The organism is Nitrospira sp. (assembly GCA_029194675.1).
Taxonomy (GTDB): domain Bacteria; phylum Nitrospirota; class Nitrospiria; order Nitrospirales; family Nitrospiraceae; genus Nitrospira_D.
This window is the reverse complement of record JARFXP010000001.1, coordinates 58,874-83,172: the sequence shown is the minus strand read 5'-3', so window position 1 is coordinate 83,172 and position 24,299 is coordinate 58,874. Positions and strand designations below refer to the sequence as shown.

Annotated in this window: 20 protein-coding genes; all 20 read left to right on the top strand. The window is 55.6% G+C overall.

All coding sequences use genetic code 11. From position 1 onward, the window contains the following. Positions 1-21 precede the first annotated feature (21 nt). The 20 genes from P0120_00430 (at position 22) to P0120_00335 (ending at position 24,299) form a co-directional block, all read left to right on the top strand. Positions 22-2,541, top strand: a complete 2,520-nt coding sequence (locus P0120_00430; protein MDF0672796.1) for a DNA internalization-related competence protein ComEC/Rec2 — start codon at positions 22-24, stop codon at positions 2,539-2,541. A gap of 227 nt (positions 2,542-2,768) precedes the next feature. Further along, positions 2,769-2,945: a YlcI/YnfO family protein gene (locus P0120_00425; GenBank protein MDF0672795.1), complete on the top strand. Its 177-nt coding sequence runs from the start codon at positions 2,769-2,771 to the stop codon at positions 2,943-2,945. Positions 2,946-3,233: 288 nt separating this feature from the next. Next, positions 3,234-3,938, top strand: a complete 705-nt coding sequence (locus P0120_00420) for an HD domain-containing protein (protein MDF0672794.1) — start codon at positions 3,234-3,236, stop codon at positions 3,936-3,938. 10 nt (positions 3,939-3,948) lie between these two features. After that, positions 3,949-4,743 (top strand): SLBB domain-containing protein, encoded by a 795-nt coding sequence (locus P0120_00415; GenBank protein MDF0672793.1) that lies wholly within the window; start codon positions 3,949-3,951, stop codon positions 4,741-4,743. Positions 4,744-4,770: 27 nt separating this feature from the next. Then, positions 4,771-6,912 carry a polysaccharide biosynthesis tyrosine autokinase gene (locus P0120_00410; protein ID MDF0672792.1) on the top strand — a complete coding sequence of 714 codons (2,142 nt, stop codon included), beginning with the start codon at positions 4,771-4,773 and terminating at the stop codon, positions 6,910-6,912. Positions 6,913-6,935: 23 nt separating this feature from the next. Further along, on the top strand, positions 6,936-8,318 hold the full coding sequence (locus P0120_00405; GenBank protein ID MDF0672791.1) for an O-antigen ligase family protein: 1,383 nt from the start codon (positions 6,936-6,938) through the stop codon (positions 8,316-8,318). After that, entirely contained in the window at positions 8,315-9,502 is a 1,188-nt protein-coding gene (locus tag P0120_00400; GenBank protein ID MDF0672790.1) for a glycosyltransferase family 4 protein, read from the top strand. Before P0120_00405 ends, P0120_00400 begins: the two co-directional genes overlap by 4 nt. Next, a complete protein-coding gene (locus P0120_00395; protein MDF0672789.1) occupies positions 9,480-10,667 on the top strand; it encodes a glycosyltransferase family 4 protein in 1,188 nt (395 codons plus the stop codon). The genes P0120_00400 and P0120_00395 overlap by 23 nt, the downstream gene beginning before the upstream one ends. 41 nt (positions 10,668-10,708) lie before the next feature. After that, complete coding sequence (locus P0120_00390; GenBank protein MDF0672788.1) at positions 10,709-12,178, top strand: oligosaccharide flippase family protein; 1,470 nt, start codon at positions 10,709-10,711, stop codon at positions 12,176-12,178. Then, the gene (locus P0120_00385) at positions 12,178-13,149 is read left to right on the top strand and encodes a glycosyltransferase family 2 protein (GenBank protein MDF0672787.1); all 972 of its coding nucleotides are present in this window, start codon (positions 12,178-12,180) and stop codon (positions 13,147-13,149) included. Before P0120_00390 ends, P0120_00385 begins: the two co-directional genes overlap by 1 nt. Before the next feature lie 8 nt (positions 13,150-13,157). Next, positions 13,158-13,898, top strand: coding sequence for a class I SAM-dependent methyltransferase (locus P0120_00380; GenBank protein ID MDF0672786.1), 741 nt, complete (start codon positions 13,158-13,160; stop codon positions 13,896-13,898). 35 nt (positions 13,899-13,933) lie between these two features. Continuing rightward, on the top strand, positions 13,934-15,223 hold the full coding sequence (locus tag P0120_00375; protein ID MDF0672785.1) for a glycosyltransferase family 39 protein: 1,290 nt from the start codon (positions 13,934-13,936) through the stop codon (positions 15,221-15,223). Then, the gene (locus tag P0120_00370; GenBank protein ID MDF0672784.1) at positions 15,223-16,065 is read left to right on the top strand and encodes a methyltransferase domain-containing protein; all 843 of its coding nucleotides are present in this window, start codon (positions 15,223-15,225) and stop codon (positions 16,063-16,065) included. Before P0120_00375 ends, P0120_00370 begins: the two co-directional genes overlap by 1 nt. Then, entirely contained in the window at positions 16,062-17,237 is a 1,176-nt protein-coding gene (locus P0120_00365) for a glycosyltransferase family 4 protein (protein ID MDF0672783.1), read from the top strand. The genes P0120_00370 and P0120_00365 overlap by 4 nt, the downstream gene beginning before the upstream one ends. Then, a complete protein-coding gene (locus P0120_00360; protein MDF0672782.1) occupies positions 17,234-18,121 on the top strand; it encodes a class I SAM-dependent methyltransferase in 888 nt (295 codons plus the stop codon). The genes P0120_00365 and P0120_00360 overlap by 4 nt, the downstream gene beginning before the upstream one ends. Continuing rightward, the gene (locus P0120_00355) at positions 18,121-18,372 is read left to right on the top strand and encodes a hypothetical protein (GenBank protein ID MDF0672781.1); all 252 of its coding nucleotides are present in this window, start codon (positions 18,121-18,123) and stop codon (positions 18,370-18,372) included. The genes P0120_00360 and P0120_00355 overlap by 1 nt, the downstream gene beginning before the upstream one ends. 4 nt (positions 18,373-18,376) lie before the next feature. Further along, on the top strand, positions 18,377-20,308 hold the full coding sequence (gene asnB, locus P0120_00350) for an asparagine synthase (glutamine-hydrolyzing) (GenBank protein ID MDF0672780.1): 1,932 nt from the start codon (positions 18,377-18,379) through the stop codon (positions 20,306-20,308). Continuing rightward, a complete protein-coding gene (locus tag P0120_00345; GenBank protein ID MDF0672779.1) occupies positions 20,305-21,528 on the top strand; it encodes a glycosyltransferase family 4 protein in 1,224 nt (407 codons plus the stop codon). The genes asnB and P0120_00345 overlap by 4 nt, the downstream gene beginning before the upstream one ends. 10 nt (positions 21,529-21,538) lie before the next feature. Then, complete coding sequence (locus tag P0120_00340; protein ID MDF0672778.1) at positions 21,539-22,726, top strand: glycosyltransferase family 4 protein; 1,188 nt, start codon at positions 21,539-21,541, stop codon at positions 22,724-22,726. Further along, positions 22,719-24,299: a hypothetical protein gene (locus P0120_00335; protein ID MDF0672777.1), complete on the top strand. Its 1,581-nt coding sequence runs from the start codon at positions 22,719-22,721 to the stop codon at positions 24,297-24,299. Before P0120_00340 ends, P0120_00335 begins: the two co-directional genes overlap by 8 nt.

Below are 24,299 nucleotides of genomic sequence, written 5' to 3'. Positions count from 1 at the left end.
CCCGGCACATGAGGGAAGCTCATGCTCCCATCCCTCACAGCAGCGTTTGTCCTCGGTCTTCTGTGTGGAGCGCAGATTTCCTTTTTTCCGTTTTCCATCATAGTCCTGTTAGCCGGGATTGCCGTTGGATTCAGCATTCTCGAGCGAGCCTGCTATATCGACTCAACCTCCGCACTGTTGCTGTATGCCGGCCTGCTCTGCGGAGTAGTGTACTGGAGTCTCGCCACTCCAACATCGGAGTTTTCCCGGCTGTCACCGCATCCTCATGAGCCGGTTCAAGCCTCGATCGGGGGTCGGATTGTGGCTCCCGTTCAACACAGTGCGGGACGACAGACGATCTTGCTTCAAACAGACGACACGGATTCTGAATCGAGGCGCATACGTCTTGTGTGGCGCGACCCTGGTATCACGCTTCATCACGGTGACCGAATTGTTTTTCGGGGAAAACTTCACGGTCCACGCGGGTCGTTGAATCCAGGTGGATTCGACTATACTGCCTATCTGGAGCGTCAGGGCATCGACTTGCTGGGCACTGTATCCGGTGCTCAGGCGGTGACGTTGTTAGATGCAGAGCGTCCAATCGGGTTGTGGAGCTTGTGGAACCGGATCGATCATTGGAGGGCTACGATACGTGCGGCAGCCATCAAAGCATTGAATCAACCGACACGAGGGCTATTTCTCGGCATGATCATCGGTGAACGAGGCTATCTCGAACCAGAGCTCCAAGACTGGTTCATGGTGACCGGAACCGTGCATCTGCTCTCAATCTCCGGTTCACATCTCGGTCTCGTGGCCCTCGTGGTCTTTTGGTTGGGGAGAAGACTTGTACTTTGGCTTCCGCCCACTCTCTTGTTGACGCTATCACGAAGCGTCACGCCGTCGAAAATTGCAATTTTGCTCGCCTGGCCCGCTGTCGCATTGTATGCCTTGCTTGCGGGTGCCGAGTTAGCGACCATGCGCTCGCTCGTGATGATCACTCTGGCGATGATCACAATGTGGCTGGGGTATGAACGTCATCTGGGTCATGCGATGGCCGTGGCTCTCTTGGCGATCCTCCTGCACGATCCCCGTGCCATCTTTGACATTTCTTTTCAACTCTCCTTTCTGTCCGTACTCGTGATGGTCAGAATGATCGTACTCACGAAATCATGGGACACCGACGGTGCAGGGGCCGACGGTCGACTGCGAGACCGTTTCATGCGCCATGTGCTCACAGCGCTGTCAATGAGCACGGCTGTGACCGTGGCTACTTTTCCCATGGTTGCGTTCTATTTCAATCAGGTTCCATGGATGGGAATCGTCACCAACCTCATAGCTATTCCGTTTACCGGTATCATCTTGGTGCCTTTAGGACTGCTCGCCGCCCTGTGGACGATCGTGACTGGGGATGAGTCTTTGATGCTAGGCTCAACGATGGAGCGATTGTTCGGGTTTATGGTTCTTGGATTGCAGTGGTGTGCCCGCCTCCCAGGAGGGGAATGGCATGTGGCGGCACCATCCATACCAACGATCGCTCTGTTTTATTCTGCGTTACTGGTGACAAGTCTTCAGGAAATGCCGTGGCGCGTCCGAGTTGCCGGCGCCGGTCTGACGGTATTGCTGCTCGGCTGGTGGTTGAGCCCTCCCGTGTCGCAAGCAGACGGCGATCATTGGCGTGTCACATTCCTTGATGTCGGACAAGGAGACAGCGCCGTGGTCGAGTTGCCGGATGGGCAGACCGTTCTAATCGACGGAGGACCTCGATATGAACGATTTGACATGGGGAAACATGTGATCGCACCGTTTCTATGGAGTCGAAGCATCCACCATATTTCCCATGTCATCGGGACACACCAGCAATTGGATCACGTCGGGGGGTTGATTTGGGTACTCCGGCATGTGTCGGTCGGACAGTACTGGGGTGGGGGGATAGAACGCTCTGAGAAATTCGTTGAAGATCTGAAGGCTGCCCTTCGCGATCGGCATATCGATCAACGCACCGCTGTGAATGGCCAAGACCTGCTACAGTCCGGTCAGTGCCGACTCAGCATTCTCAGTCCACCGGAAACATCCGTGGCCCGTGAGTCGACTCGCCCTCCTACCGGGACGCTATTGAATAATCTCTCCATCGTCTCGCGACTGCAATGTGGAGCCAATTCCATCCTTTTTGCAGCCGATATTGAAACTGCCGGATTGAGCCAGTTGAAGGAGGAAGGGTACCAACCGGTGACTGTCCTGAAAGTGCCCCATCACGGAGCGCGCAGCTCGCTGGATCCGGACTGGCTTCGTCGTCTCCACCCACAGTACGCAGTCGTCTCGGTCGGCGCGGCTAATCCCTATGGACATCCGGTTGAATCGGTATTGCAAGCTTATCGAGATCAGCACATTACGGTCTTTCGCACGGACCGTGACGGGGCAGTCTGGGTGACAGGACGGCTCTCAACATCGGAGTTCACGGTGAGCCGCATGCGAGATCTTGTGGTGCAACCGGTTGACTTTCCACACTGTCCTTGGCGTTGCGAGTATCAGAATTGGCGTCGGCTCTCCCTCCAATTCTCATAACGACAAACATTCCTCCGCTTCGACTCACGTAGCTGCATCCTCCGGGAACCGCTCCTTCCTGTACAAGACCGGTAATGAATGACAGTTTTTGGCGCTTTTCGGCAGAAATGCTGATAGAAAACAGCAAAAGTGTCAGCTTTTTCATACCGTTAACGAGATGCTAGCAAGGCACAGCATGTGCAGAAGTTCCATGCCGGGCTAGTACTTTGCCAAAGGGAGTCGCAATCATGTCCAAGCTTGTTCGCATTGTTGTTCAACTTCCTATCGAGTTGAAGGAGCAACTCGACGCCCTCAAGCAACAGGGATACACGACGAGTGGTTTCATCCGCGCCACGTTGGAGCGAGAGCTGAATAGGCTCAACCCACGGCCGGATCCTGTCGCGAGAAAGGTTGTGAATAAGTAAGGTCATGATGCATCCAGAGTCACAGGAGTAAACACAAGGGTGGCAAGGCTTTCTGACTTGATCCGAGAGCGTACGCCTGATTCGCAGAATGGGGGAGCATTGTCCCCGAAGCTGGGATCCTCATCTCTGAACAGCGATCGTTCTTGGTGTGTTTCGACAAGGCATGAGCTATGGAAGATCAGAGAGGCGGTTCGTTCAAGTAGGAGCCCACAGCTCACAGGATGTACAGCTCTCGCCAGACAGTTGGTACAGCTCCTCACTCACAGCGACGAACTCGTCAGGTGGGCCTTGAGCGATCAAGCCGAGGACTATGTCTTAGACAATGCGCTCCATGTCGCAGTCTTGGGAGCCAAAGTCGGCATGGGGCTACAGTACTCTCAGCAGAACTTGGAACGGCTGGTGTTGGCAGGCCTGTTGCACGACATCGGTATGTGGACCCTCCCGGTATCACTCGTCGAGAGAAGAGAAGCCCTACCTGAGGAAGAACGAGATCTGATTCGTACTCATCCTGAACGAGGCCGTCGGATTCTCGCGGGCCAGGGTAGTGCGTTTGAATGGGTCTCGACGATCATTGCGCAGGAACATGAGCGGTGTGATGGCAGCGGATATCCATGTCGACTTAAAGACAGGCAGATTGCCGAGTCTGCACAGGTCATTGGAATGGTCGATACACTCGATGCGATGGTCACGCTAAGACCCTATCGCAAGCGCCTTACGCCCCACCAGGGAGTCCGTGAGTTGCTTCTCCATGCCAAGACGGCGTTTTCTCTCCCTGTGTTGAAAGCCTTGGGGGATCAGATCACTCTCTATCCGATTGGAACCGACGTACGCCTCAATACGGGCGAAAACGGGACGGTGACGAAGGTCAATTCGCGCTATCCACTCCGGCCTCTGGTGGCGATTTCTAAGCTCGGGGAAACAAGCGAGGTGGACCTGTCGCAAGCCACGTCCTCGCATATCGTGGAGGTCGTGCAAACTGGGATAGTCTTGTAGGAGAGACTGTATGCGGCAGCTTCGGAAGGAATCAGTAGCGGTCGGTCTATTGCTGGCCGAAATCGGGCTCTTGCTTCTGGCTGGTTGTCGAAACCCCGGACAATCCACCTTGCCCCCATCCGCCGTGCCTATAACTCCTCATGCGCTTCCACCCTTGCCGAAGGGCGATGTGTATGCGGACGAGACGGTCCCAACTTCGGAAACACCGATCGAGGCGGGAGACACCCTGGAGGTCGTTATCCGTAGAGGAGCGGGAGAAGAAAAGTACAGCAGCTTGGTACGCGAGAACGGATCCGTATCCGTGGGATTCATGGAGATCGACGTCGGAGGTATCACGGTGGCTGAGGCTGAACGGCGGGTGCAGGAGTCGGCCAGACCCTTCATGCGAGAGCCCCGTGCTCAGATCGCTCTGAAAAAAAAGCTGCTCAAGGTCAAACGCGTCTTTGTATTCGGGGACGTCAAGAAACCCGGCATGGTTCCCATGGCGAGGAATATGACGGTTCTGCAGGCCCTCGCCGCAGCAGACAACTTCCAAGAGACCGCGCTATTGGAAGAGATTCGAGTGGTTCGAGGAGGAGATTTCACCAAGCCGCATATTCTGACGGCGGACCTCGCGCGTGTATTCACATACGGCGATCTTTCGCGAAACATCCCCCTCGAGGAGAATGACGTGATTTATGTCCCACGTGAGCACCTGGGTGATGCGAAAGAAGCGGCGCTGAAGATGATGCCGATTGTTCAAGTCGCCATGATGCCGCTTTATCCGGCGTTTCTGATCCCGGCGTTCATGACGGTTAGGCCATAGATCGATAGGTAGAGAAACGGATCACAGATGGCACAATACGAATTGAACGTCATCGATTACTGGCTGATCCTGAAGAAGCGCAAGTACATGATCCTGCTTTCCGCCGTCATGGTGGTACTGTTCACGGTCCTCTTCTCAGAGCTCCTGAAACCAAACCCAATATACGAAGCCTCCGCAAGGGTAAAGTTCGAACGCAGTACAACGGTGGCCCAGCAACTCCTGGAGTCGCTCTCATACTCAAGTGTGAACGATCTCAGCACTCAGATCGAATTCATTCGAAGCTTTCCCGTCATGGAGCGGGTGGGGATGGATCTGGGACGAGTGTCTCATGATTCGTCAGAAGAGGAGAAACGCTCGGCCACCTATTTGAACATTGTGTACAACCTCGGCCAAGAAATTGCGGCGCAACGCGAGGGTGATACCAACATCATTCGCATTTCAGCGACGTCTGATAACCCGGAACAGGCGGAACGGATGGCCAATTCTGCAGCGACGGCCTACCGAGTGGAAAATATCGCCGCGCGCAATCGACTTGTGACCGAATCCCGTCGGTTCGTCGAAGAACAGCTGGAGAATTTGGAAAAGCGGCTCAATGACTCCGAGGAAGCGTTGCGGGCTTTCAAGGAAGAGGAAGGGCAGGTGTTTCTTTCGGACGAAGCCCGAGCGGCGTTGGATACTTTCACCAAGCTTGAAGAACAGTCCAACGACGTCTTGCGACAGCGCACCGAAGGCCAGCGACAAATCGAGGTCTTGAAACGATCGGACGCCGTGATCGGTCATCAGAAGAACGGGAGGATTTTTACGGAAGAACCGAGTGCGCTCCTCACAATCCTGAATCGACGGCTGCTGGATCTGATCCAAGAACGAGATACCCTACTGATCAATTACACGTTCGATCATCCGCAAGTCACCGAACAACAAAAGAAGATCGACAATGTCAAGTTGGAGATGATTCAGGAGCTGAAATCAAAGGTGGCCACGCTGAGTGATCGAGAGAACGCGCTTCAAAAACAGCGGAACCACTACCGACAGCGCTATCTAGGGTACCCTCGATCCGCCATTCACATGAGCCGCTTGGAACGCGAGGTCAAGGTGAATACGGATCTTCTGGCGACCCTCAAGGCCAAACACCAGGAATTGTTGATTAAAGGAGCAGAGCGGATTGAAGAAGTGACGATTATTGCTCCAGCCATGACGCCGAACAAACCTATCAACGCATCGAACGTCACATTGAACTTGATGATCGGATCGCTGATGGGATGTGTGCTGGGTGTTGTGCTTGCGTTCGGTCGTGAATCCTTTGATACCTCCATAGGAACCATCGAAGGGGTCGAGGAGTTTCTCAAAGTGCCTGTCTTGGGAATCATTCCCCAGTTTGATCACAAAGCGCTCAAAGACATGGCCCAAGAAACCCTGCCTCCTGATACACCTTCCGCTGTGGCGGAGAGTTTATCGAAGTTGATCTGCCTTCTCGACCCAAAATCCGTCTTGTCGGAGAGCCTTCGCTCGCTTCGGACAAACATTCAATTCGCCAGCATGGATCGCCGAGTCAAATCGATTATTTTTACCAGCGCCGGTCTAGGAGAGGGTAAGAGCACCTGCGTCATCAACCTGGCGATCACCATGGCTCAAGAAGGGATGAAGGTGCTGCTGGTGGACGCCGATCTCCGCAAGCCGATCGTGCACCAACGGCTGGGGTTGGACCGCGAGCCGGGATTGGTCGATGCATTGCTCGGGGCCACTTCCTGGCGATCCTACGTCCGTTCGGCCACGGATCTTATGCTTGGGACCGTTGGTGTCGATCGAGTCATGAATACCCCTGGGTTGGATAACCTTCACGTGCTCACCAGTGGGTCAGAATCCGGAAACCCCAACGAGTTCTTGAATATTAATAAAATCAAGACGCTGACATCAGAAATGCAAGCAGATTACGACATCGTGCTGATCGACACACCACCAATTCTTCCCGTGACGGACGCGGTGGCCTTCAGCTCGCGTGTCGATGGGACCATCTTGGTGTATCAGGTTGGTCGGATCGGGCGGAACGCCCTGAAGCGAGCCAAATTCCTGCTCGACCATGCCCAGGCGAATGTTCTCGGCGTGGTCTTGACCAATGTGAAGTCGGAAGTGACGCCGGAGTACGGACTCTATCGGTATGAGCACCGATAACCAGACGGAGGAGGCTCCGTGTCATGCAACAAGCAACCATCAGTCCCCAAGATAGTCTGGTTATCGCTGTACTAGCCGCCGTCACCGCAGTTGGTCTCACACTCACGACCCCCACAGTCGGCATGCAAGCCGTCGTGGGGTTTTTGATCGTTCTGACGGCCTTCACCTCCGTCTCTGCTGCTCTCTACCTGCTGATTGCTTCCATGCTGTTGTCTCCCGAGGTCGCGATCGGGCGGATCGAAGGACGTGGTGTCGGTGGGCGAGAGTTGTCGTTTCGGATGGACGACATTCTATTAGTTGTCATTGGATTTAGTTGGTTAGTCAAGAACATTGTCTATCGTGAACTGGCTTTATTTCGTGAGACACCACTGAACCGACCGATCGCTGCGTACATGGCGATCTGTGTTGTCTCAACTTTAGTTGGTGTTCTGAACGGACATGTCAGACCCATGACGGGGTTTTTCTTTGTTCTGAAGTACTTCGAATATTTTTTCGTATTTTTTATGGTCGTCAACCATGTGCGGTCTCAGCAGCAGGTGGTAGGCCTCGTGGTGGCCCTCCTTACCGTCGGCCTTCTTGTCAGCTTGTATGCGATTTCCCAAATACCGAGCGGCCAGCGTGCCTCAGCCCCGTTTGAAGGTGAAAGCGGAGAGCCGAATACGTTGGGCGGCTACTTGGTGTTCCTTCTGGCTATCATGACAGGGCTCTTGCTGCATGTTCAGTTCGGCCCGATTCGCGTCGCATTGTTGGTACTCGGTGCATTTGCCGTCTTGGCCTTGATGGCCACCTTGTCGCGATCTTCATACCTGGCCGGCGTCGTCCTCCTCATGGCGGTAGGGTTGACCCAGTGGAGACGTCCGCGGGTACTGACACTGTTGCTTGTCGTCATTGCATTGGTTCCATTGCTGGCGCCTCCCAATGTGAAACAACGGGTCAATGAAACATTTTTTGGCCGTCAATATGGCGGAGAGATCAAAGTGGGTCACGTGGGACTGGACCTCTCTACAACGGAGCGCCTGAAATCATGGGCATATATTCTCAAGGACTGGGTCCATGATCCTATTCTTGGGCGAGGGATTACTGGGTATGCATGGGCCGACGCGCAATACGTCAAAATCATCGGTGAGACCGGTCTCGCCGGACTGGTCGCCTTTGGGTTCATTATCTATCGACTTTGGCGCTGTGCCCGTGAGTCGTTCTTGTCTCAAGCCGATCCCTTTGCCAAAGGGTTGGCACACGGGTTTCTCTTGGCGTTAGTCGCCATGCTCGCGCATGGGATCGGAGCCAATACATTCATCATCATCCGCATCATGGAACCGTTTTGGCTCTGCGCTGGGTTAGTCATGCTATTGCCCGTCCTGTCTACCCAGGCCGAGCCATTGATCAAGCCAGAGGAGGCCCTGTGACGTGGTTTCTCTTTTGTTATTGGTATGAGCGGGATGCCCCGCATGATCCTGTCGGACTGGTGCGTATCTGGGCGCTGGCCGATGCCTTAACCGACGTTGGAGACAGAGTGACGCTTTTCCCTCCGCGGTATCGATCGGCACGAGCTCAACGAATCTGTACGGTCATTCCGATTCCCCTTATTCATCTGCCGCTGATCCGTCCACTGTCATATGCGTTGTTGTCGTTCGTGCATGGCCTGATGCAAGCGCTCATCATCAGGCCGGATATCGTGTACTACCGATGGATGGACAGTCCGCATGCACTAATCTTGGCCAAATTGCTCCGCGTGCCGTGCGTCTGCGAAGTCAACGGCGAACCAGTTCCCCAATGGCCTGGAAACCAGAGAAAGCTTGTCCGTGGGTTCACGCATCTGTTGACCCGGTTGGCGTTGAAACGTTGCGATCGCATCGTTGTTCTGACAGAGGGATTGCGGGCATTGCTTCAGGAACGGTATGGGGTCCCGCTTGAGCGGATCGCTGTACTTCCGAGTGGCACCGATGTGCAACGGTTTGCCGCGCGAGAGGCGGTGGCCAGTCGCCTGGAACTGGGGCTTTTGCCGGATCGGCCGTACGTCGGGTTCGTCGGAAGCTTCTATCGATACCAAGGATTGGCTTGTTTGCTCGACGCGATGGTGTTGGTCAGGCGGGTCCATCCATCGGCTGAGCTTCTACTTGTGGGGGACGGAGAAGCGGTTGAAGAACTGAAGCAACAGGCCAAGGAGATGGGATTCGGCGGCAGTGTTACGTGGGTTGGCCGAGTCCCTTACTGGGAGGTGCCGACTTGGATTGGTGCGATGAGCGTGTGTGTCGCACCATTCCGCGGGGATCGAGGAGAAACTTCGCCGGTTAAGCTCTTTGACTATTTAGCCTGCCATCGTCCGGTCGTCGCAAGCGCGATCCCCAGCGTCGTATCGACATTTACTCCTGACAGCGGTGTGCAGCTTGTCCAGCCGGACGATCCTCGTCCGCTGGCCGATGCGATTCTTGCCCTGTTGAATGATCCAGGTCGGTGTGCGCGGTTGGGTAGGCAGGGGCGTCGATTTGTTGAAGAGAGGTTCTCCTGGACGGCTATCGTAGAGCAACTTCGTCAATGGGTCGGCAAAGACCTGGGAGTCATCCGGCGTGCGCATTCTCACGTATTGTGATGAAGACATTGGGGTGGCTGCCGGTGGTTCCCGACAGGTGCTGGAGCTTGCCAAGGCACTCGCATTGCGCGGTCACGAAGTCACTCTAGTGGCTCCGCAGTCAGAGCGAAAGAGAATCGCCCTCGCGGCTTCGACTCAGGTGCATGCTGCGTTTGTCCCAGTGGTGCGGTGGGGTGGGTTGCGCCCTTTTTCTTTTTTCTGGGGTTCCATGAGAATGTTGAAAAGGCTTTTGTTGGCACGGCGTCCAGAGGTGTTGCTGTGGTTTGATTCACCGGGACAGCTGGCCCCGCTCTGGGCACTTAGAACCAGCAATTGTCCGGTTGTGTATTTTGTAAACGGACTTCCTCTTGAGGAAATCCAAGGCCTATGGAGCCGTCAGCCTCTTCACGGGCTACTCTCCTATGGTCTTCGTCTCGCTTCCAGGAAGGCGACCGCATTAGTAAGCGTGTGTCCGGAGGTATTGATCGGTCTTGGGAAGTTAGAACCCATCAATACGAAGCGATGTTCCGTCATCAGAAATGGGGTTGATCCGGATCACTTCTTTCCACAGCCTCAAAAACAACTCAGAGCGGAACTCGGCCTCTCTCTTCAGGGCCCTTACATCACATTTGTCGGTGGATTCTTCCCCTGGCATGGTCTCGACACACTCGTCGCCGCCATCGCCGTCCTTGCGAGGTCCTTCCCCACGGTTCAATGTCTCATGGTCGGAGATGGACAAACGAAAAGGGCTCTCGAGGAACAGGTTCGACAGTTACAACTCTCTGCTCACGTTCAATTCATCGGGCGTGTCGACTTCGACATGATTCCAAAGTGGATCGCGGCGTCAGATGTCTGTGTGGTGTTGCATCGGAAGACTCGTTCCTACCCTGGAGATTCGATGAAGCTGTGGGAATACCTGGCTTGCGGGCGACCTGTTGTTGCGACAACCGGTCCTGGATATGGGGACACCGTTGAGGAGTTGCGCTGTGGTTTGTCGGCTAAAGCCGAGGATCCTACCGATCTTGCCCGTCAACTTCTTTGTCTCTTAGTCGACCAAGGTCTTCGGAGAAGTATGGGCGAACGGGGACGGATGGCCGTGGTCCAATCTCATACCTGGGCCTCGCGGGCTGCGCAACTTGATCAGGTTTGTGATCACGCGGTTGCGGAAATGAAATCGGCGGCTTAAACAAATCACGGTTCCAAAAGGCCATGACTGACTTGTCGTCGATGAGTATCCAGGACGCTGAATCGAGTCCGTTGCGTTTACGCCAGAGGATTCTCCGGGCCGGTTGGTGGACCGGAGGAGGATTCCTGCTCGATAAAGTGATCGCGGCCATTCAATTGGCGGTATTGGTACGAATTCTGACTCCGGCCGATTTCGGTGTGATGGCGGCCTCTGCCGCCGTCTTGCTGGCAATGCTCACCATCAGTGAGCTGGGGTTGGACTCGGCACTCATTGCCAAAGAGATCGTCAGCGAAGACGACCTCGCGGCGGCCTGGACATTGTCTGTCGCCAGAGGGCTCTTGATGGCCAGCGGGATCTGGATTATGGCGGGTGTGATCGGTGAGATCATGCGCATGCCGGCGCTGGAGTCTCTATTGCGAGTCCATGCATGGGCCCTGATCATCCAAGGGCTCCAAAGCCCAGCTTTGGCGCTCATGCTGAAGAAGCTGGACTTGCGTCGAAGAGTCGCGATCGATGTCGTCCGACGCATCGTGGAAGCAGTCGTGACCCTTACCATCGCCATCCTCTATCGGACCGTGTGGGCGCTGGTCATCGGACAGTTGGTCGGCTTGACGATCGGGAGTCTTCTTTCTTTCCGAATCGCACCGTGTATTCCAGGTCGGTCCCTTAAGCTATCGGCGCTCTCTTATTTCGTCCGGTATGGTGGACATTCGAACCTGACCACGCTGTGCGCATTCGGCGTCATGACCGGGGGAGAGCTGGTGATCGGTCGTCTGCTGGGACCCGAAGCGTTGGGATTTTATCAGGTAGCGCTGACCATTCCGCTCCTGATCGGTGCTCGTGCCACAGCGCTCATGCAGCAAATCAGCGTACCGACCTATGCTTCATTGCAGCGGGATCAACTCGGTCTGATTCGTGTCTTCGATCTGCAGATGGGACTTATCGGCATCGTCTATATTCCCCTTGCCGTCGCAATAGGTTCCTTGGCACCCATCATGGTTCCGATCGTATTCGGCCCGCAATGGACCACCATCAGCGACTCTCTGCAAGTCTTTTGCATTTATTCCGTCTGTGCCGGTTACGCCAGTGTCATGGCTTCCTTGCACTATGGCTTGGGACGGCCTGATCTTCAGGTGAAAAGTTGGTTCGCACAATGTGCTCTGTACTTGACGATGATCGTTCCCATGACGGTCTCGCTCGGAGTGTTCGGCGCCGCGGTCTCGCTGACGGCAAGCTATGTGTTCGGCACAACTATGCAAGTGATGGAAACGCGCCGGCTTCTCGGCACTTCGACTGACGATATGTTTGTATCGCTTGGCCGAACCGGACTCTTTGGCCTGGTGGCCGGCGCATTGCTGTGGACCGGAGTCGGTCAGACCCGCATCGCCATCCCCTGGACACCGGAAATCCTAGCCATGGCGACGGCCGGAGTATTCGGTTGGTATCTCTGGCAGGTTGAGCGGCCGCGACTCAAGACACTATGGAACTATCAATCGCAGGTAGGCGCGTAATGTCCGACGACCCCGTGGATCTATCCATCGCGATCGTGAGTTATAACACCAGAGTCATCATGCTTGAGTGCCTGAGATCGGTGTTCGAGTCCAATCTCACGACCCGATTCGAAGTAATCGTCGTCGATAACGACTCCAAGGACGCGACGGTGGAATCCATTCGCACAAGCTATCCCACGGTACACCTCATCGTGAATCACGAGAACCGGGGATTCGCAAAGGGCGTCAATCAAGCGTTGGAAGCTGGTACTGGACGATATCTCCTCATGTTGAACAGCGATACGTTGGTGCGACGGCAGGCATTGGATCGGATGGTGGAATGTCTTGATGGAGATCCGGAGATCGGCGCCGTAGGGTGCAAACAATGGACGGAAAACGGCCGGCTATACCAGTCCTGTTTCCCGTTCCCTTCGATCAAGGATCATCTCATCCACACATCCTTCCTTCAAAAATTCGCTCCGACATGGCAGGAGGCGTTGGCGGCAAGGCAAGCGATCGACTGCACGAAATCGCAAGATGTGGGCTGGATTAATGGAGCCTGCTTGATGGTTCGGACGGATCTGATGAGGGCCTGCGGCGGATTGGATGAAGGCTACTTCATGTATTTTGAAGATGTCGATCTATGCCGAGCCCTTCATCAGCGGGGCTATCGCATTCGGCACCTGGCCGACGCAGACATCGTACATTTGATCGGCCGGAGCGGAGAGCGAGATCGTACTCGACTGAACCTCGTATGGGAGTTCAGCCGTATCCGCTACGTGGAAAAGCACTTTCCGTTATTCAAGCGTTGGATCATGAAAGCGTGGATCGCGCTCGGCGCGGTCGTGCGGCTGATCGGTGCGGTCCGTCGCCGCTCGTCGACCGTGAATGACTGTTCGCTCGACATGTATGCCTCGGTTGTACGACGACTCTGGCACTGGGGGCAGCCGGTTCCATCAAGGCTCGTGTGGACCGGGCCAAACAGAGAGTAGGGGCAACCGTGGAGCGAAGGGCCGCTTATCCTACAGATACGCAGTATGTCGTGAATCTATCAGGATATGTGTGGGCGGCTCGCCAACTTGGACCGCTTGAGGAGCGGTGCGTCTTGGACCTTTCATGTGGTACCGGCTATGGCAGCGACTACTTGGGTACCTGTGCCGGTCGAATCGTGGGGATCGATTGCGCTCCTGACGTTGTCGCCAAATGCCGGGTGGACTATCCTCGATCGAACGTCGTGTTTCTTGCGATGGACGCTTGTGTCCTGGCATTTCGAGATGCGTCGTTCGACTGCATCGTCTCACAAGACACCATCGAGCATGTCCAGGATGATCGTCGTTTTGTGTCTGAACTGACTCGGGTGCTGAAACCAAACGGCGCGCTCATCATATTCACCCCGCACGGAAAGGGTCGGGGAGCGATTCCCGACGATCCGTACCACGTTCGTGAATATATGCCGGACGAATTCAAGGCTTTGCTGCAACCGCATTTTTCGACTATCCGCTGGTTCGGTCGCCGCCAAGGGCATCGTCTCAAGGCGGTTGAACGCTCCATGGACCGCCTGCGCAATTTGGATCCGGTCGGCCTCCGCAATTGCGTTCCACGGCCCATTCGTCATTGGCTTGGAAGTGTGATGAGCCAAGCACAAGGAGGACCTGCCTTACATGAACTTGTTCCCGACGATATCGAGTATCGCGAAGGGGTCACGGACGACACCAATTTGATCGGGGTTTGCATCAAATGAATTGGTCTGATTCCCCAATCATAGGGAAACCCCAGATGCTCCTTCTCTCTGCAATGGTTGTCGGTCTATTCGCCCGAACCTGGGTCATTCTGCATGCCCCTGGCCATGCGTTTGCCGTCGATCAGCTATTCGATAGGTTGGCGTGGAATCTCGCGACCCTGCATCAGTTCACAGCCGACGGAGTCAATCCGGCAGCGCATGTCGGTCCTCTCTATCCTCTGGTACTCGCCGGCTTCTATACCTTCGTGGGTCATCGGCCGGAATGGGTTCCGATGCTGCACGTGCTCTTCGATCTCGGTACTGCATGGTGCATGTATCGAGTCGCGACCGCATTGTGGGGGTCATGGATTGGAGCTTGGACCGCCGCTCTCGTGTTCCTCTATCCCGCCTATTGGACATATGATCCGAGGATCAGGAGCGAAGCGCTTCTCACGCTCCTCATGAGCGTCTGGCTCTGGGCAACTGTCGTCTGTCGTCAAAGTCCATCCAGCCGTCGATGTGCGTTCGTGGGTCTTGCAGCTGGTGTAACCATCTTATGTAAGCCGGTGGTGCTGGCTCTGGCGCTGCTTCTCACGGGACTTCTGTGGATCGACAGGGATCGCCTTTCACGCAAGATCGGCTATGTGATTGTATACGGCGCAACCTGTGCCACGCTCATCATCCCTTGGTCGCTACGAAATTACGTCGTATTTCATGACATCGTTCCTGTTTCAGCAGGGATCGGGGCAGGATTGTGGATGGGGAGCGATCCGATATCTCGTGGAAGTTGGCCGATGCCGCCGGAGCGAGAGCAGGCCATCTGGGAAAGTGCCGGCATCACCCCGCTTCCCTATGCGCACGCGATGTACGACGTGCAAACAGATCAGCTGTTACGTGAAAAAGGCCTGAGTCGGATCGCAGCCGATCCTATCGGCTATGTCGGTTTGACCTTCACGAGGGTGTGGGATTTCTGGATCGGCAATTCGTTCTATTTAGTCAATGGAGAGGGGCTGACGCGTGGATTGCAGAAGGATGCGGAAGAGCGAGGATGGACGGTGGCAGCATACAGTCTGCTCAAACGACTTCTCGTGGTGCCGGGCTTTCTTGTTGTCGCCATATGCAGCACCTGGGTTCATCGAAAACGCTGGCGAGAACTTCTGCCGCTCTATCTCTTTCCTGTCGGACTTACAGCGAGCTACGTTCCATTCACGGTGGAAGCCGGTCGGTATGCTTTGCCTGTCTTACCGTGCCTCATGATGCTTTCGGTGGCCCTAGTGCCGCACTGGCAAACCCTTCGATCGTCCTTCGCGCAGAGACACACTTCTCCACAGGCCAGGGCCGTGTGATGGCGTATGAACTGACCAGACATCGCTTTCTCGACCTATTGAGAACATACCAGCCGTCTCCCTACGAGGCGTTCGGGCAAGGTGACACACGCTTTACCATTCCCATGCACCATGCGATGAAATGCCGTGACCGATTGCATGTGGCCTTGAAAAGCGGCTTGCGTAGATTGCCGTCTGAGAAACAAACGATCGTCGATTTAGGCCCGTTTCCTGGAAGCCTCTTGCGGCTCTTGCGCAGACTGGACTACACAAACCTGGCTCGGTTGTTCGGCGCTGGTCTGATGGTTTCAGACGAGTTCATTCACTTCATGCATCGAGATGTGCAGGCGGACATTCATGCCGTCAATCTCGATCCGACAGGAGGGCAGTTTCAGAGCAAAGGATATTGCGAGAAAGTGCCTCTTCCGGATAACTCCGTCCAGTTGGTATTTGCGCTGGAAATCATCGAACATTTGACGTCACCGTTCCATTTGCTATCGGAAGCCTATCGCATATTGGGATCGGGTTGTCATGTCGTTCTGACGACTCCGAACGTGACCCGGATCGGGAACGTCTTCAAGCTTTTGATCGGTCGGACGTCGAACGATCGGCTTGCGCCGCCGGGCTATCACAACCCCGATGATGAATGGCGCCCGCACGCCCGCGAGTACGCCATGCATGAATTGATCGACATGCTGCGCCAAACCGGTTTCGACATAGCGGAAACACGGTTTTTTCTCGGTGAGGATACACAAGATTGCCATCGGTCCTTGCGGCAGCACGGCATCGATTGGGCTAAATGGCCGTTCTACGTCGTGTCCCATTTGCGCGGTAGCCTGTTGATTGTGGGGAGGAAGCCGTGAAGCCGGTCGTTCTCGCAGAGCTTGCCGGCTCAGCCGGAAACGGGGGAGGAGAACGGTACTTGGAATTGCTGTTCGATCGGTTGGACCGCAACCGATTTTCCCCATTCTTAATTTGTCCGGAGCCGGGCCTGTTCGTGGAGAAAATGAAAGCAATAGGGATTCCAACCGACGTGGTGCATCTGGCGCCGCTCTTCAACCCGCTTGCGCTCGCACGACTAGCACAGGTCCTCAGGAGGGAGGAGGTCTCAATTCTACAGACCCATGGAGCTCGTGCGAACGTCTACGGCCGTCTTGCAGCCTGGTTGGCCGGAGTCCCTTGCGTGGTGTCGACCGTGCACAACTCCATCAGGGATTATGAGGTCAATTCCATCCAACGATACGTCTACAGCGTCACCCTGCGCGTGGTGCTGCCGCTGACAGATCGAGTGATTTGTGTGTCGGAGGCGCTTAGACAAGACGTCATTGCCGACTGTCCCAGCGCGGCACCGAAGACGACTACGGTGTGGAATGGAGTTGACCCTGCGCTCCTCTTCTGCAGGGGAGATCGCACCAGGATCAGGAGGGAATGGTGTGCAGGCAGCGGACCAGTGCTCCTCACCGTTGCCAGACTCACGGAACAAAAGGGCCATCGGTATTTAATCGAGGCGTTACCTGCGCTTCTAGCAGAATGGCCGTCACTCGTCTGCTTGTTTGCTGGCGAAGGTGAATGCCGAGAATCGCTTCGGGCCATGGCAAGAGAGAAGGGCGTTGAACAATCCTGTCGTTTTGCAGGAGCGCGGAATGACGTGGTCGATTGGTATGCGGCGGCAGATGTGGTCGTGGTGCCTTCTCTCTCTGAAGGATTTCCTTTCGTGCTGCTCGAGGCCCTGGCCATGTCTCGCCCTGTCGTCGCAACCAATGTCAACGGTGTCCCGGAGCTCATCCGCGACGGCATTCACGGTTTGCTGGTGCCGCCGCGGAATTCCCAGGCATTGCAAGTAGCGATTCGGACCCTGCTTCATGATCCCTGTTTGGCTGCATGTCTAGGAAAGGAGGGACAAAAAGAGGTTGCAGCGCGTTTTACGTCAGAGAAGATGGTTCAAAACACGATCAAGGCAATCGAAGAAGCGATGCCAGCGCTGTGCCGCTCAGCAGACTTCGCTCAGCGAGAGGTACAGAAGGAAGCGGCATGATTACGGCAATCGATCAACAAGAAGCTGTTATTCGGTGTGCATGCGGAGCTGTAGAGCGACCGGTTGAGGTGTTTCACACTCCAACGCGACGATATGTTCGCTGTCCTGCGTGCGACCTTGTTTTTCTCTATCCTCGTCCGAGTCGCGAATCGGTCGAAGACTATTTTCGTGAAGCCTACGACCGCGACTACGGGGCGGTTGAGGCGTGTGATGATCGGCAGCCGGTGTACCAGAGTGTGTTGAAGCACTTGTCCCTGTATCGGTCGTCGCCGGGGGCGTTGCTTGATGTTGGATGTGGAGATGGAGAGTTCTTACTGCTCTGTCGACGAGCCGGATGGGACTGTACGGGAATCGAGTTATCGGAACAGGCTGTGACTCGTGCCGCTCGAAAGGGATTGACGATATTGCCGCCGCACACGCTTGAGAGTGGTGAAGAGGTTCGGCATTTTGATGTTGTGGCCTTGATCAACGTGCTGGAAACCGTGGCCGATCCCTTGACCATGCTTCGGCAGGCGGCCGATCTCCTCGTGCCCAGAGGGTTGGTAATTGTACGGGCCACAAACGGAGACTTTCATTTGCCGATGCGGGAACCGGCCCGCTGGATCGGTTCGCAATATGACCAAGCGTTTCACTGGTATCTGTATACGACCAGGGCCTTGAAGACGCTCATGGCAAGTGTCGGTCTCAAGGTCATTAGTCTGCGCAATTCCAGACCGAGTCGAGGACCGCTTTCGCCCGTGCATCCCTGGTTCAGTCGATTGAAATGGACGGTAAGCCGCGCGCTGCTGTGGCCATTTACCCAGACCCTGTACCACGCAACAGGCGGACGCATCATATGCGCTCCGTCGTTTGAAATTGTCGCTCAACAACCAGGAAAAGGGTGATGAGTCAAGATCCCACATACCGTCGGTCGTGGAAACGCACCCTGCGTGCATGGGGGACGATTCTCTTTCTTTGTCTCTTGGGAGCGGTGGCGGCGCTTGGTGTGCGGGCACTACTCGAGTCGCTCGGAAGCGTCAAGCATACGCGGTACGAGCCGGTGGACGTTCCACCTCAGTCGGTTTCGCCCCGTCATGAACGGGAGCGAGAAGAATTGGAACGCCGTGACCGTCTCGTGCTTGAAAGGGAGAAGTAGTGAAATGTGCGGCATTTGTGGAGTCATAGGAGAGGATGACGGTTCGGCACTCCAACCCATGCTGCGGCGTCTAATCCATCGTGGTCCGGACGAAGAGGGGATGTATCGTCAGCCTGGAGTCGCGCTTGGCGCTCGGAGGCTTCGGGTGATTGATCCAGTCGGGGGACAGCAACCAGTCCGCAATGAGAGGGGGACGGTTTGGGTCGTCATGAACGGAGAGATCTATAACTATCGAGAATTGCGGCAAGAGCTCATGAGCAGAGGGCACCGCCTCGCGACTCGCTGTGATACCGAAGTCTTGGTCCACCTGTACGAGGACGAAGGATTTGAGGCTTTTCGCCGATTGCGAGGAATGTTTGCAATAGCGCTGTGGGATCAGGAACGCCGTTCTGCGTGGTTGGTCCGTGATCGCCTTGGTATCAAACCGCTGTACTATGCGATCCGTCAATGCCAAGCCGGTAGGGAGCCTTCCGTCATATTTTCCTCGGAGATTCCGTCTTTGCTCGAAGCCTTGCCGGATTGGCGGCTCCGGCCGGAAGGGGTCGCCGAGTATCTAACGTATTTGTATGTACCAGGGCCGGACACGATGATCGCAGGAGTACATCAATTGCGTCCCGGCGAAGCGATGAGCATATCGGACGGACGAACGGAGTTGTTGCGGTACTACCGTCCTGAGGAAACGCTCCACATTCACGACCAATGGACCGCTAAAGAGGCAAACCGAGAGGTGTTGCATACTTTTGAAGAGACCGTGCAAGCCCATCTGGTCAGTGATGTCCCGTTAGGGTTATTTCTCTCGGGCGGTATCGATTCGGCGTCATTGTTAGCCATGATGGCAAGAGCACAGAGTGGGCCGGTCAAGACGTTCTCGATCGGGTATGAGCATCCCTTCGACCAATCATTCAGCGAGCTGGAATCGGCGCGATTGTTGGCTGATCACTTCAAGACCGTTCATTCGGAGACGATTCTGAGACCGGATGCGGTCGCGCTGATCGAGAAAGTGGTGGAGGGCATGGGGGAGCCATTTGCCGATTCGTCGGCTATCCCCACGTATCTCGTTTCGGAGGTTGCGCGACAGACTGTCACGGTTGCTCTTTCGGGCATCGGCGGAGATGAGCTTTTCGGTGGATATCCTCGCTATTTGGGCCTCCGCACCGCAGCGCAGTATCAACGAATTCCTCGGGTGCTGCGGGAGCACATGGCTCAATGGAGCAGGCGTATCGGCGAACATGGAAACGCTCGTGATCAAGCCGCCCGCATGAAACGATTTCTGGGCGATGGACATTTGTCGCTTCCCGAGCAATACCGCCGCTGGACCACGTTCATTCCAGCCGAATGGGACGGTATCCTCTGGGGAGAGCGGTTGGCAGCGATGTTTGTCAACGAGAGGCTGCTTGGACCGGGTGAGGATCTGTTCAACCAGTGGCCATCGTCCGACCCGACGGACTGTGCCATGGGCGTCGACCTACAGAGTTATCTGCCTGACGATCTCCTGCACATGGCCGACCGTATGAGCATGGTGCACTCGCTCGAGTTGCGTGTCCCGTTTTGCGATCATCAGCTCTTGGCCACAGCACTGCGAATTCCCTCCCCAGTACGTCTCACTGGTTGGGAATTGAAAGGGTTTATGCGTCGAATGTTGCGGGGTCTTCTGCCGGATCGAATTCTTCATGCACCCAAACAAGGATTCATGGTACCCATGGCTCGATGGCTTCGAGAAGACCTTCGCGAGATGGCACACGATCTGTTAACGGACGATGTGATCAAGGACCGGGGGTATGTCAAACCGGCTTATGTGCGGTGGTTGCTGGGGCAACATGAGAGCGGCCGCCGAAACTTTTCAGATCAATTGTATGCGCTGATGGTGCTGGAGCTTTGGCATCGAGGTTTATGCGCCGACGATTCTGAACGAATGGCAACGAAGGCCAACTTATGAATATTCTGTTGTTGGCTGAAGTTTCCGCTGAGCGAGTCATCGGCGGAGCGGAACGGGTTCTTCGCAACCAAGCCCTTGGATTGGCGATGTTGGGACATCACGTGGAGCTGCTGACGCGGGCTTCCGAGCATGCATCGGAGGGGGTGCTGGAGATGAGCGGCATTCGCGAGTGGCGCTATTCAGTCAGTCGCAAGCACGAAGCGGCGTTTCTCTGGTCTTCAGTGCGTCGATCGGTTGAACAGTTCGATCGCTTATGTGCGACCGAACCGCTGGATGTCGTCATCATTCACCAGGCGCTGGCAGGCCTGGGCCCAATTCTGGTTCGTCGTCATGCGGCGTCCCGATGGATTTATATGTGTCACTCTCTTGCTCATGAGGAATATGAAACGAGGCAAGGTCAGACTTCTTCGACTCTGGCAAGCTTGCGTCGACAGGCCAATCTTCGGGCAAGGCGCTCAGTAGAACGCGCGGTGATATCCCGATGTCACCATGTGGCCGTTCTCAGTCAATTTATGCGCCAGCGAGTCGTAGGAACGCACGCTATTTCGGTCGATCGTTTGGCACTCATCCCGGGGGCGGTTGATCCGCATGCCTTCGTCCCGTTAGAGGATCGGCGACTTGCGAAGGCAGCACTCAATCTGCCGGGCAATCGTACGGTTCTCTTCACAGTTCGAAACCTTGTGCCAAGGATGGGGCTCGACAATCTGTTGCGTGCGATCGAGATGCTGAACAGGACACAGCACGAGCTGATGCTGGTAATCGGTGGGGAAGGCCTTTTGCGTGAACAACTCCAAGCAGACATACAACGGAAAGGACTCAGCGATGTCGTACGTCTGATCGGGTTTGTTCCCGAATCCCAGCTCGGGCAATATTACCAGGCTGCGGATCTTGTCCTGATGCCGAGTCTCCAATTAGAGGGTTTCGGTCTGGTGATGGTCGAAGCAATGGCTTGCGGGACACCAGTGCTCGGGACGCCGGTTGGGGCGATTCCGGAGATCTTGAACCAAGTTGATCCCATCCTGGTCGCGGAAGGAGTCGATGGTCGGTCGATCGCACGAGCGCTTGAACGAGTCTTGCGACGTTTACAAGAACCAGGCGAGGCGAGTCGGCTGGCGAGAAAGGGCCGCACTCTGATTGAACGCCGCTACAATTGGACGCAACATTGTAACGAACTGGTCGACTTGTTGGAGGGTCCAAAGCAGTTGCGTCTCGCGGCATAGAACTGGACCGATGGCTGTTCAAAAGGTTATCCACATCATCACTCGGCTGGATCAGGGTGGCTCTGCTCGGAATACCATGCTCACAGTGTTAGGACACGATCGGGCTCAGTTTGAGCCGGTCGTGGTTACCGGACAAGCTGGAACATGGGATGCACAGGGGGGACTGACTGCAATAATGGAAAATCTGCTAGTTTTGGATAAAGAGGCGATCCGTTACCACATGGTCCCGTCGCTGGTTCGTCAGATCAGTCCAATGGCCGATCTGGCGGCGCTCTGGAATCTGGTTGTTCTGTTACGACAGGAACAACCCCACATCGTCCATACGCACACATCCAAAGCCGGGGTGCTGGGCAGGTTGGCCGCGTGGATCACAGGTATTCCCAAGATTGTTCATACACCACACGGGCACGTGTTCTATGGTCACTTCGGTTCGATATGCTCGTGGATGTTTCTACAGATCGAGCGCGCACTGTCATGGATCACCGATGAGTTGATCGCACTGACACCAGTCGAAAGGACCGAGCATCTTGAGCGAGGAATCGGGGGCGTTGATCGATTTGCCGTCATACCAAGCGGTATTGATATCGATCGTTTCAAACAGGCTCGGACGGCCGGAAAGGTGATGCCGGAGTGGTTCGACTGCCCACCTGACGCGACGGTCATCGGCTCCGTCGGCTGGTTGACGGATATTAAGGGGCATCGGTTTTTGGTCGACGCCGTCGCTCATTTGAAGCAGGAGCATCCTCATCTGCACCTCGTCATTCTCGGCAGCGGGGATCAGCATGATGCCCTGCTACGCCAGGCAAGCCAAGCAGGAATCGCTCAGGCCCTGCATCTGGTAGGTTGTCGAGAGGACGTCGATCGCGCGTTGGCTGGGATGGATTGTTTCGTCTTGCCGTCGCTCAATGAGGGGATGGGGCGGGCCTTGATCGAAGCCCTGGCAGCGGGGCTGCCGGTGATTGCCAGCCGAACTGGAGGAATTCCTGCTCTGGTCGAGGATGAGAAAAACGGCCTCCTTGTTCCACCAGGAGATAGTCTCGCGCTAGCCGTCGCGTTGCGACGGATATTGTCCGATCCTCCCTGGGCCCGCACATTAGGACAGAACGCCATGCTGAGTATTGGAACAGACTACGGCGTCCCTGCCATGATCCGGGCCATTGAGTTGGTCTACAGAGGGGCAGCAGTGGTTCATGCGTAGAGCCGGCCGTAGAATTGCGACCGGACTGTTTGCTGCCGTGATCGGCCTGGCAGAGGTTGCAGCTGGTTCAGCTGCTACACCAGCCATGAGCGAGTACTCTCTGCGGGCCGCCATTCATGTACACAGTACGATGAGTACGGGATCTCTCAACCTGGAATCGTTGGCCAGAAGAGCCGAGGACCAACAGCTGGATGTCTTGATTCTGTCCGAAAATTTCACTTTGCGATATGACTATGGACTCCAGCCGTTTGAAGGATTTCTGAAGTACCACGTCACATTTCCCTCGATCATGGAGTACGGCGTACAACGATTTCTCGATGAGGTTCGCGCAGTGCAGCACCGCCATCCAAATCTGATCATTATTCCAGGGGTCGAGGTCGCGCCACATTATTACTGGACCGGTTCGCTGTTGCACGGGGATCTCACCATGCACAACGCCCAGCGGAATCTCCTCGTCATCGGGCTGGAAAAGGCCGAGGATTACGAGCATCTTCCGGCTCGGGGGAATTCTTGCTCGTTTGTATGGGGTTGGCAGAGCGTGGTCAATGGACTCCCACTGCTTCTGTTGGTTCCCGCAGTCTGGTTGTGGAAACCTCAAGACTCGCGATGCTCTGATTGGAGAGGGTCCTCATCTCGCCGACCCGTTCTCGTCATCGTCCTCGTGATCACCTGTATTGTTATGATGATGAATGCGTGGCCGATGAAGACGCCTGTTTACAGCGCGCACGACGGAAATGTCGGCTACCGGCCTTATCAAGCCTTGATTGATCGGGCGGTTGAACGGGGCGCGTTGGTGTTTTGGTCGATGACAGAGGCCCGTGATTTCAGCCGGCATTCATTCGGTCCGCTGGGAACCATTACGATCAAGACTGAACCCCACCCCGAAGCGTTAGTCTTGACACGAGGCTATACAGGATTCGGCGGATTGTACCAGGACGTCAGGCGAGTGATAGCGCCGGGTGGCGTATGGGACCAACTGCTGAGATCAAGGTCGGTATACGATCAGGACATGTTTCCCACCGTGATCGGGGAGGTGGCATTCCATGGAACTACGGATGCTGGAAAGGATTTGGATCGGGTGTACACGATCATCCAGACACCCGAGCGAGCCGTAGCCGGCGTCATGACTGCGCTCAAGAGTGGTCGAACCTATGCGGTCGCGAGAGGTGACCAGAATATTCTGCTTCGGCTCGACGAGTTTCGCCTGTTGAACAACGAGCAGTCCGCTGGAATCGGGGAGACTCTTCGCAGAAGTGGGAACGGCGACATCATCGTCCGTGTCGGAGTGTCCGCCATTGATGGAAAGCCATATTCGGCAAAGCTTCGTGTCATCCGATCCGGTCAGGTCATCAGACAGATCGAAGGCCAGACTCCCTTGCGGATAGAGCTCGCGGATCGTGTGGCACAGCAGGAAGAGTGGATGAATTATCGAGTGGAAGTAGTCGGCAAGGGAGGGGAGTTACTGACCAATCCGATCTATGTCTCACCGACGGACGGCTCAAACACAAACGTATCTCGGCGAATGGCCCTTCGCCCAGGAGCCATCGCTCACGGACGGACCGCAACAAGCTGA